Origin of the sequence: Arenibacter sp. 6A1, from assembly GCF_012272855.1 — a bacterium.
Lineage (GTDB): Bacteria > Bacteroidota > Bacteroidia > Flavobacteriales > Flavobacteriaceae > Arenibacter.
The window spans coordinates 67,962-79,385 of sequence record NZ_JAAXCQ010000019.1; the positions used below are offsets into that span (position 1 = coordinate 67,962).

The 11,424-nt window shown below is 41.1% G+C and carries 7 protein-coding genes; 1 reads left to right on the forward strand and 6 read right to left on the reverse strand.

Going from position 1 to position 11,424, the window contains the following annotated elements; genetic code table 11:
- Positions 1–5: 5 nt before the first annotated feature.
- The 6 genes from HCG49_RS15335 to HCG49_RS15360 all read right to left on the reverse strand — a co-directional run bounded on the left by HCG49_RS15335 (position 6) and on the right by HCG49_RS15360 (position 8,999).
- The gene (locus HCG49_RS15335) at positions 6–1,634 is read right to left on the reverse strand and encodes a S41 family peptidase (protein ID WP_168470407.1); all 1,629 of its coding nucleotides are present in this window, start codon (positions 1,632–1,634) and stop codon (positions 6–8) included.
- A 132-nt stretch (positions 1,635–1,766) separates the two neighbouring features.
- On the reverse strand, positions 1,767–2,156 hold the full coding sequence (rnpA, locus tag HCG49_RS15340; RefSeq protein WP_168470408.1) for a ribonuclease P protein component: 390 nt from the start codon (positions 2,154–2,156) through the stop codon (positions 1,767–1,769).
- Positions 2,157–2,409: 253 nt separating this feature from the next.
- Positions 2,410–4,248, reverse strand: a complete 1,839-nt coding sequence (locus HCG49_RS15345; protein ID WP_168470429.1) for a M1 family metallopeptidase — start codon at positions 4,246–4,248, stop codon at positions 2,410–2,412.
- 37 nt (positions 4,249–4,285) lie between these two features.
- A complete protein-coding gene (locus HCG49_RS15350) occupies positions 4,286–5,917 on the reverse strand; it encodes a S8 family peptidase (protein ID WP_168470409.1) in 1,632 nt (543 codons plus the stop codon).
- Between the two features lie 322 nt (positions 5,918–6,239).
- Positions 6,240–7,100 (reverse strand): MBL fold metallo-hydrolase, encoded by an 861-nt coding sequence (locus HCG49_RS15355; protein WP_168470410.1) that lies wholly within the window; start codon positions 7,098–7,100, stop codon positions 6,240–6,242.
- 117 nt (positions 7,101–7,217) lie between these two features.
- The gene (locus HCG49_RS15360) at positions 7,218–8,999 is read right to left on the reverse strand and encodes a monovalent cation:proton antiporter family protein (protein WP_168470411.1); all 1,782 of its coding nucleotides are present in this window, start codon (positions 8,997–8,999) and stop codon (positions 7,218–7,220) included.
- Between the two features lie 235 nt (positions 9,000–9,234).
- Here HCG49_RS15360 and HCG49_RS15365 point away from each other — a divergent pair, with 235 nt between their 5' ends.
- Positions 9,235–11,100, forward strand: coding sequence for a cation:proton antiporter (locus HCG49_RS15365; protein WP_168470412.1), 1,866 nt, complete (start codon positions 9,235–9,237; stop codon positions 11,098–11,100).
- Positions 11,101–11,424: the final 324 nt, after the last annotated feature.

The window sequence follows — 11,424 nt, forward strand, 5'->3', positions numbered from 1 at the left end:
CTTAATTATCGCAATATTTCCTGGTATTTGGCCGCATCGTTTAATAGGGCGGTAGCGGCCATGATTGCCTCATCATGTTTTAGGTGATAGTCGTAAAGACCTTCCCTATAAAAATATCTTTTCAGGATCTCATCCTCTAAATTTTTATGGATCTCCTTTTTATGGGTATCTAGGGCCGAAACTTTGCTCTTATCCATTTCTAATAAAAGGGTTTTGTAGGCGTCCTGTACCGACCCGTTAAACAAGGAACTATCTTGGTTGGCCATGGCATTCTTTAAAGCTTTTTCAGCCTTGGTTTCAAAGGTAAATCCACTTTTAAGGACAAAGTTTTTAAAGGCATTGAACTGGGCTTCCCCAAACTGAAAGTCGGCTAAATTTTCCAAGGTATTGTTGTAATAATAATCGGTAGCATAATCAAAGATCATATGTTCCGATAAAAGGGCTTGGGTGAGGGAATTTGTTTTTGCCGTGGCAATTTCTATATCTGGCAATACGCCTCCGCCATCTTGTACTTTACGGCCGTTTCGGGTGGTAAAATCGTTATATTGGGTGTTTCGGACGGCATTCCCGTCTTCATCGCGGTTCCAATAATCCAGCGATTGTATACACCTGCCCGAAGCGGTATAATAACGCGATATGGTAACCTTTAATTGGGTGCCATAGGTTAGTTTTAAAGGGCGTTGTACCAGGCCTTTCCCAAAACTACGGGCGCCTATTATAACGGCCCTGTCCAAATCCTGCAAACTTCCCGAAACAATTTCACTGGCCGAAGCACTTCTTCCGTTGACCAATACTACCAAGGGTATTTCGGTATCCTCCGGCTGGTTTTTAGTGCGGTATTCCCTATTGAATTTTTTTACTTTAGATTTTGTAGTCACCACCAGTTCTCCCTTGGGGATAAAAAGGTTGGTCACGTTAATGGCCTCTGTCAATAGGCCGCCGGGATTCCCTCTTAAGTCGAGTACAATTTTCTGTGCCCCTTCATTTTTAAGGTTTCTAAGGGCTTCCTTGGTTTGTTTAGAGGCTTTTTGGTTGAATTTTGCCAAAACGATATACCCGGTTTTGTCATCGATCATTTTGTAATAAGGGACGGCATCTACCTCTATGGCTTCTCTGGTAATGGTGGTCGTTTTTAGGGCTCCTTGTCTGCTATAAACAACTGTTATACTGGTGTTGTTGGCACCTTTTAAAAGCTCTCCCGCATCATCTTTAAAATCGGACAGATCTATGTCTCCGATCTTAATTATTTCGTCCCCGGCCTTTAATCCGGCCTTGTCTGCCGGATATCCTTTATAGGGTTCCATAATAACTATCTTGCCCTTCTGGCCGCGTACCAAAGCACCGATCCCAGAATATTCGCCCGTATTGTTAATTCTAAAAGATTCTACATCCTGCTCATTTAAGAATTTGGTATAGGGATCTAGGTCCTCCAACATGTTTTTTATAGCGGTATCCATCAACTCGGCAGGATTTGTCTCATCCACATAGTTCATGTTCAGCTCTTTAAAAAGGGTCGTGAAAATTTCGATCTGTTTGGCAATCTCAAAAAAATCGCCTCTAAAACTACTTGCGGTAACTATAAAAACTAGGGCTACTAGCGGGATTAGTATCTGTTTTTTAAAATTTATTTTCATCTGCCTTACTTTTATAGTTCTTTAAAACGCCAAATTTTGAAGAATGCCCTTTTATGGAAATATGAACTAAAAAAGCTAGTAGACAACCACATGCAGTGTGTTGTAATAAGGTGAAAGAAACTATCTTAGGCCTTATTCCCCGAGCTTGGATTTATTGAGTTCCGCAGAAAATTTCTGGATTAAAAGAACCATCGTTTCCGTTATTTTTTCCTGGGTGGGCATTTCCTTCCCAATATATAAAAACATTAACGCATAGTTGCCCTCTATGTTGTTAAAAAGAAGGGGTTTATTTAAGCGGTATGCCTCCCGTAGCAGTCTTTTTATACGATTGCGGGCTACAGCACTTTTAAAGTTCCGTTTGGAAGCGGTAACGCCTGCTTGCGCCCGTACTTCTTCGGGTAAGGTAGTTTCTAAATAAAATAACTTAATAGGATATTTCGAAATACCCTGGCCTTCGCTAAAAAGGCGTTCAATAAGTTTTTTGCTTTTAAGCTTTTCTTTTTTCGGGAATGTAAATGACATAGAAGCGCAAAAGTATAAATAATATTCTCAGCATTTATAGTTCCCGAGCCTCAACTTAAAAAAACTAAGCGCTTGGAAAACTCCATATATGAAGGGATTGGCTAATTTTATAAGGCCATGCCATAAATATTGAGCAGCCATAGTAGCAAGAAAACCCTAGGAAGCCCTATTTCAGTTCTTATGGTAAAAAAAAATCCGATTAAAAAACCAAAGCATTGGTCTTTTAATCGGATTTTAAAATTGCCCTTAGGAGTTATTCCTGTGGCTGGTAAACGTTGTTTTCCTCATTGACGTCTGCCATCAATTGAGAAGGGTCTATCACCACGGCCTTAATATTGTCCAAGGGTGTTTCTAAAACAAAATCATATTCCGGTTGTGCCCAAGGCCAGTCATTTAAAACCGTTCTTTTTAAGGTAGGATACGGATTTTCTTTTTCGCCGTACATCATTCGCAATGGGGCGTAAAAAGTTTCTTGAGTACCGTCGTTGTACAATACCAAAATATCTATTGGCATTGGCATAGCGCCGATACGCTCTAAAGTAACTACGGTTTTCTCGCCATTGGCCGCAACCTCTTTAATACCGTAATCGATGGTATTAGCGGTTTGTGTCCAATCTGTTAGGTACCAATCCAAATGCATTCCCGAAACCTTTTCGGCCGTTCTTTTTATATCATTGGGAGTAGGGTGCTTAAATTTAAAGTCCTCGTAATATTTTCTCAAGGTCTCCATTAATTTATCCTGTCCAATAACATATCCTAATTGCGATAAAAAGATAGCTCCTTTGCTATAGGCAGCAACGCCATAGGCAAAATTCAAATCGTATCGGTCAGAATGGGTAGTCTGTGGTTGTTCCTTTCCCGAAGCGACCAAATTATAGTATCCTTTATAGCTGTTTTCAAACGGATTCTGTTTGTTCTGGTCCATAATTTGGTTCATGCAAAGGCTAGAAATAAAGGAGGTGAAACCTTCATCCATCCATTCGTGTTTAGATTCGTTGGTTGCCAATATATGCTGAAACCAAGAATGGGCCAACTCGTGTACCATGACCCCTACTAGGCTACCAAAACTTCTGCCTCCGGTAATTAGGGTACTCATAGCATATTCCATACCGCCATCGCCACCTTGGATAACGGAGTATTGATCATAGGGATATTTTCCAATATTGTTATTGAAAAACTTCATGGCTTCGGCCGTTTTTGGCTGAAGTTTTTTCCAGTTTTCTAAGATCTCCTTATCGTCTTTATATAAGAAATGTAATAAGGGACCATCTTCTACCTGTAAGGTATCGTGAATATAGTCTGGATCTGCTGCCCACATAAAATCGTGAACCATAGGAGCTTTAAAGTGCCAAGTAAGGGTTTTTCCTCTTTGTCTCTTTACTTTTGTACCAGGGGCCTCATAGCCATGGCCTATCTCCTGAGGGTTTTGTAAATATCCGCTTCCACCGACAACATATTTCTTGTCTATGGTCAATTTTACATCAAAATCTCCCCAAACACCGTGGAATTCACGCCCTATATAAGGGTCGGCATGCCAACCTTCAAAATCGTATTCTGCCATTTTAGGATACCATTGGCTCATAGAAAGGGCAACCCCTTCACTACTGTTTCTTCCGGCACGACGTACTTGCTCTGGTACCTGCCCTTTAAAGGTCATATCAAAAGTAGTTTTCCCGCCAGCAGGAATTGGTTTTGCCAAGTTTACCACCAATACGGTTCCCTTTTCGGTAAAGGATACTTTTTCACCGTCTTGCGTTAAATCCGTTACCCGAAGGTATCCGATCTTATCGGGGGTTAAACCGGCGATCCTACTTTTGCCGTCTACAAACATCCTGCCATCTGGATCTTTAATGCTCTGTAAACGCATATCCATTTCGCTGCCAGGTTGAAAGGCATTGAAAAAAAGATGGTAAAACACTCGATCTATCTCGTCGGGCGAATTATTGGTGTATACTAATTTCTGTGTTCCATGGTATTGGTAATTCTCCACGTCCATAGCCACTTCCATGGTATAATCTACGTGTTGTTGCCAATAGGTAGTGTTGTTTTGTGCTTCTAGGGTAGTGGTTAACCCTAGAATAGCGACAATCATGCCTATGAATAAGCCTTTGTGATACTTCATGCTGATATTATAATTTAATTTTTCCTTTTGCAACCTGCTCAGCCATTATTAGAGCGTTGTAAGCATTCACCATTTTACCAGATTTAGAGATGTTCTGGAATTCTGTGGCTTTAGACTCCTCTCCAGATACCAATACTTTGGTAGTAGTGGTAAGACCAGACTGCATTAATATTTGCTTAATTTGTGGGGCCTTTAAGCTTGGATAGTAGCTCCAAACAAGGGCAGCTACACCCGCTACGGCCGGGGCGGCCATAGAAGTACCTCCCATAAATTTATATTCGTTATTTGGCATGGTAGAATATATTTTTGCACCTGGTGCAAAAAGATCAACATTTATTTTACCGTAATTAGAAAAACCAGCGACCATTTCTGATCCGTATTTACTTTCCAAAGCACCAACAGTAATAACGTTATCGGCCATTTCTGGTCCATTGTTTATTTGGTCGTTAGGGAAATTAGGGTTGTTCGGATCGTCTAAATCCTTCCCGTCATTTCCGGCGGCATGTATAAAAAGCACATCGTGCTCCGCAGCATATTTAATGGCATCGTACACCCATTGTGCGTTTGGAGAAAAAGGCTTTCCAAAACTTCCGTTAATAATTTTTGCACCGTTATCTACGGCATATCGGATCCCCAATGCAATATCTTTGTCGTATTCGTCCCCATTAGGAACCGCACGGATACTCATCAGAGCCACATTGTTGGCTACACCATTAGCACCCAAACCGTTATTGCGTTCTGCAGCAATGATTCCGGCTACGTGCGTACCGTGGCTTTCATCGTCTCTTCTGATATGCGGATTCCCGTTCCCGTAATTGGTATCGGTAATATCATAAGGATCGTCGCCAACAATTTCCCTACCGTTAAAGTCAACGTTTAGGTTGTAGTTAAGTTGGTCCGTAAAGTAAGAGATAGCTCCGTTAAGCTCTTCCTTTACTTCGGCAATGCTACCGGCCATGCTCAACATTTGCGATAAGATACCAAGGTTCTGAAGCATTTCTTCCTCTTCGGTTTCTATAGTGGCCAAATCTTCTTTGGTATAAATCTCTTTGCCCAATACTTCTTGTACGGCAGTATCGGCATTGGTCACCGCCTGCATTATTTGCTCGTAACGTTCCTTGTTTTGCATGGCTTTATTACGATCTGCCTCCAATTTTGCCTTGGCCTTGGCAAGAGTCGCAGGATCGCCCATATTACGGCCTACCATTCTGGTCATTTCTAGCTGTTCGTCATAAGACTCTCCCAAGAAATTGTACCCGTGGATATCATCTATATAGCCGTTGTTATCGTCATCTATGCCGTTTCCAGGAATTTCGTCCTCATTGGTCCAAAGAATGTTTACCAAATCTTCGTGCTCTAAATCCATTCCTGCATCTAGGACGGCAACGATTATTTTTTCACCTTTTTTGTTGGCAATTAGTTCTGCATATGCCTTATCAACACTCATTCCCGGTATGGTATCGGTCAATAAATTGGCATGACCCCAGTGTTGTTTTTGAGCCTCCGTTAAAGGCGTAACTTTTAAAGGTAAGGTATCAATGTTTTCAATAGGGGTAGACACCAAAGCGGTACTGCCACAACCCATCAAAAACAAAGAAGCCGAAAGGGCTACAAACGTGTTATTTAATTTCATTGTCATATGATTGTAATGTTAAGTTAGATTATTTTTAAAATTTATTTCTTTACGATATAGTGGCATAGGTTTCCCTTGCTCGACCATGTACAAAGGAAAAACCTTTTAGGATGGCGACAAACGGTTTAATAGTCCTGTGGGAATAGGAATTTTATAAATTTTTTGTGATGTCTTAGGGATATATTCGGTTGCCAATGCTCCTTGTTCAATGCAATTTGGAAAAATAGATTTTGCAATACTACTATTCTTAGGGTGTACTCTATTAGAGAACCCTAAAATCATTACATCACAAAAGGAAGCAAGGTAAAAGAATTTGCTACAACCCATATTATAGAAAAAGATTGTTAAAGGTATGAATTTCTTTTAACCGAACTCCTTTTTCGGTATGTTGTAAGGTACATAGTTCGTTGTGGGCATCGTGTTCAAAGAACAACAGGTATTCCTTGTCCACTGCCGTGTTTAAGAAGCTGTCTTTTTCCTGAAGTGTCAGTAGGGGACGGGTATCGTACCCCATCACATAAGGTAGGGGAATGTGTCCAACGGTCGGAATCAGATCGGCGATAAAAACCAATGTTTTGCCCTGGTATTGAATATGGGGCAACATTTGCTTTTCGGTATGGCCGTCTATAAAAAGAATACCGAAATTCAATTCGGAATGTTCTTTAAAAGAAGTTTCCCCTCTGTCAATAAACTTCAGTTGGCCACTTTCCTGCATCGGCAAAAGGTTTTCTTTTAAAAAAGAGGCTTTTTCACGGGCATTGGGAGTTATGGCCCAGTTCCAATGAGCTTCATTGGTCCAATAGGTCGCATTTTTAAAGGCCGGTTCATAGCCGGTTTTATCCTTGTTCCATTGTACACTGCCCCCGCAATGGTCAAAATGTAAATGGGTCATAAACACATCGGTGATGTCGTCTCGGTGAAAGCCTAATTTTTGCAAGGAACTGTCCAAGGTAAAATTGCCCCACCGATAGTAATACCCAAAAAATTTCTCTGATTGTTTGTTGCCCATACCGGTATCAATTAAGATTAAACGGTTGCCATCCTCTATTAAAAGACACCTTGCGGCAATATCTATCATATTATTAGGGTCTGCAGGGTTGGTGCGGTTCCAAATAGATTTTGGTACTACACCGAACATGGCGCCTCCGTCCAATTTAAAATTTCCAGTCTCTATGGGGTGTAATTTCATACAATATTTACATTTCCGTAAACTTTACGCAAAATAACAAAAGCATTGAGCTTTGTGAAAAGGAAATACTTTATTAGTTGTTTTTTAACACTTTGTGTCGAATTCCAATAAAATAGGTCATTCTAGGTAAATAACCTTCTCATTTGCGCTTATGCTATCCTTATAATGGAAGGGACGTTTGTGTCCGGTTTCCCCTATAATTAATACGGGAAGGATATCCCGGTGTTTACCGTGTTCCTTTACCCATTCCCTTGTGGTACAATCGATAGCCACTTCTACGGTATGCTCTTTAAATTCGCTGGCAGAGATTTTATAGGCCCAAGGTGCCAAATCGGTTTTACTAGCAAACATAGAGGAGGCATCCATAGGGGCTAGGAGGTCTAAACCTGCTCCTTCTTCCCCAGCCGATATTAGCACTATTTTATGAGGGATATAAAAAGAATTGTTTGCCAATTGGGCGGCAAGTAGATTAATTTCACTATTTCCGGTCAAGGCTATAAAGGTATTTTTGTTGAGGGCATTGGCCATCTCAAAAGTATCCTCTTTTAATCCGTTCCCATGTATGGTGGTGATCCCTTGTTCTATGGCTTCGTGTACAAGGTCTTTGTTAGCATCTATTAGGACTACTTCGTTGTGTTCCTGAAGCTGTTTGGCAATATACAGCCCTAAAGGGTTGGCACCTAAGATCACGTATCCTTTTCGTGCATCCTGCATTACCAATTCCCCTCTTTTTCTTAACCAATTGGTGGTCCAAGTAAGAAGAAATGGCACGGTCAGGGTGGTAGAAATGGCCATAAATACAAGGATCGAAAATATTTCTGTGGAGATGATTCCCATTTGAAGGCCTATTCCCGCGATGATTATTTCTACGGCTCCCCTACCATTCATTCCGGTGCCAATAGTAATACCTTCCCTCCAGCCATTGCCACTGGGCAAATAAAACAATGCCGTCCCCACAATTTTACCTATTACGGCGCCTGCAATAATTAGGACTAATAGCAATAGGTTTGTCTGAAAGACCTCCAAGCTAACATTAAAACCGGCCGTAACAAAGAATATAGGGGCTAAAAAACCAATGGAAACATCGTGGAAAACCCCGGTAACGTCTTTGAACACCTGTCGGGAAAAAACCCCGTCCCGGATGTAGAGTCCCGCCATAAATGCTCCCAATATACCGTGAAGTCCGGCGAGCTCGGCTAGTTCGGAAAAGCCGAGAACAATAATGACCATTATGGTAAAATGGACAGTGCGGTTTATTGTTTTTGATTTGGACAGCAACTTGCCCACTACCGGAAAAATATATATTCCGATCAGGGCGGAAAAAGCGAAAAAGATCATGGCTTTTCCGGCGACCCAGCTCAGGCTAGCCGCGTTTACGCTACCAACGTCGACATACCCAATGATTCCTGCAAAAATGATCAGGGCCAAGGTGTCCGATATCAGTGCCCCGGCCATGAGGACATAGGCAATTCTGGTATCTAAAAGTTTAAGGTCTACCAAGATTCGGCTTTTTGTGGCCAGGGAAGTCACCCCTACCGCAATACCTACAAAAAGGGCGGCAATTTTGGTGCCGTCAAACAATATTATCGTATAATACCCCAGTACAAAAGGCACTACAAACCCTCCAATGGCTGCCAATAATCCTGGCCAAGAGGCTTTTCCTAAATCTTTAAAATTTATTTCCATTCCTATATAGGCCATCAGGAATAGAATACCCACTTCTGCCAAGGTATTGAGGGCCCCAGAGGTTTCCAGAACCCCAAAAAGCCCTGGCCCAAGAATGATACCTATCAACAATTCGCCTAGAATAGGAGGGAAACCAAGCCGTTTTGCCAACATGCCCCCACCCCAGGCGGCAACTAATACAAGTAGAAGATTTAATATTTGTAGTTCTGCCATAGGAGTTTGGTTTTTAACACTCTAAGAAACTAAAAATACCTAAATATTGCCGAATGACAAAGCATGCCCAACAAATAGTTCGCCAAGCTTAATGGAATTCCTTTTAACAAGTAGGGCCTCTTGTTTGGCCTAATTAAGGGCTTTTCCGATATAATTTTATATAAATCAACCAAGGTTTTTTCTTTTTCGGGCAATATTTTTATTTTTTAAAACTTATATTGCTTCAAATTTTTTTATGGTAGAGCTTGCTGGAATTATTATACTTGGAATTATTGCCCAATGGGTAGCTTGGAAATTAAAGCTACCTGCTATTTTACCCTTAATTTTAATCGGATTATTGGTGGGGCCTATAGCCACCATGTTTACCGATGATAGCTCCAAGTTAATTGAACCTATATGGAACGGCACCAAAGGATTGTTCCCCGGAGATAGCCTGTATTATTTTGTTTCCCTGGCCATTAGTATAATTTTATTCGAAGGCGGACTTACGTTAAAACGATCAGAGGTGGCCAATGTGGGGCCTGTGATTACCAAACTTATAACCGTTGGTTCCTTAGTAACCTTTTTTGGTGCCGGTTTGGCAGCACATTTTATTTTTGGACTGAATTGGCAAATGTCCTTTCTGTTTTCTTCCTTGATCATTGTGACAGGACCTACAGTAATTACCCCTATTTTAAGGAATATACCCCTAAAAAAAGACCTTTCGGCAGTGTTGAAATGGGAAGGGATTCTTATTGACCCAATTGGCGCCTTGGCGGCGGTATTGGTCTACGAATTTATTAGAGTAGGTGGAGGTGGGGACTATACGGTGACCGCTTTAATAGAATTTGGAAAAATTCTGCTGTTCGGATTTACCTTCGGATTTACCTTTGCCCATGCCTTGGTATTTGTGATTAAAAACAATTTTGTTCCCCATTATTTATTGAATGTGGTATCCTTATCTACCGTACTGATGGTGTTTGTGATGTCAGACGTATTCGCACACGAATCGGGCCTTTTGGCGGTGGTGATTATGGGAATGGTAATGGGGAATACCGATTTGCCAAACCTAAAGGAACTCTTGTATTTTAAGGAAAGCTTAAGTATTCTCTTAATATCCATTTTATTTATTTTATTGGCGGCCAATATCAATTTGGCAGATTTAGAGCTAATCTATACCTGGAAGACCGTAACCTTGTTTTGTACCATCGTATTCATTATTCGTCCCTTGGGCGTATTCCTTAGTGCCACTAGGTCTAACCTAAGCTTTAGGGATAAACTGTTTATAGGATGGGTAGGCCCTAGAGGAATCGTTGCGGCGGGTATTGCTTCTTTATTTGGGTCCAAATTATTGGTACAGGGCGAGGCCGATGCACAATTTATAACCCCATTGGTGTTTATGATCGTTTTGGGAACCGTTTTGTTTAATGCAACGACGGCCAGGCTCTTTGCCAAATTAATAGGGGTGTTTTTAAACAAGTCCGAGGGAATATTGATTATCGGGGCTTCCAAAATTTCCAGGCTTATTGGGACCTACCTTCAGGATAACAACCGCCACGTAGTGCTGATCGATAACAACCAAAACAACGTTAATAAGGCTAAAAAACAGGGCTTAGAAGCCATCGCGGCCAATATTTATGCCGATTCCATTACCGATAATATAGAGCTTAGTGACGTAGGTTATTTATTGGCGCTCACCGGGAATTCTGATATCAACAATTTTGCCATTAAACACTTTAAAAAGGAATATGGGGAAAACGGGGCCTATCGCTTAATTAACTCGAGCGAAATGAACGACCCGGAAAAGAATCCCAAAGAAGGCCTGTTTTCGCATACTGACGATTTTATTAACCTGACCGAAACTTCTAGGAAATATCCTAAGATTAATGAAATTGAGGTAAATAACAAGGAGCATTACGATGGTCTTATAGAACTTTCCAAAGTAGATAAGGATATCGTGCCTTTATTTTTAAAAATGCCCGATGGCGAACTACGGATCATTTCGTCTTTTAGCAAGGAAATGGACGATATCACAGACGGCTGTATTTTGGTGTATCTAGGGAAGGAATTCGACTTGGAAGATGAACAGAAGGAAAAGGAACCTAAGGAAATAGAGGTATAGTGAATCGTAGTAAGGAGATCGTTTCACCTTCTATGCTTTTCAACTTTTTGGCAAACATTTATAATTTTTAGGGCGTTCCCTCCTTCGTCGGTCGGGCCCTTGGCTATATCCCTTGCTGCGCTGCGGGGATGCCGCCGCGGTCCCTAACGCTTTTTTCAGTGAACAATAAACAATTAGCAATTAACAATGTGAAAAATGCAATTGTTTAATGTAGCAATGTGAAAATGTACCGATTGGTTAAAGTTCACTGAACCCCACCCTTCATCATAATCGATAACAAGATAACTTCATAACAAATATCATGTACTTCGTTGATTAGTGTTG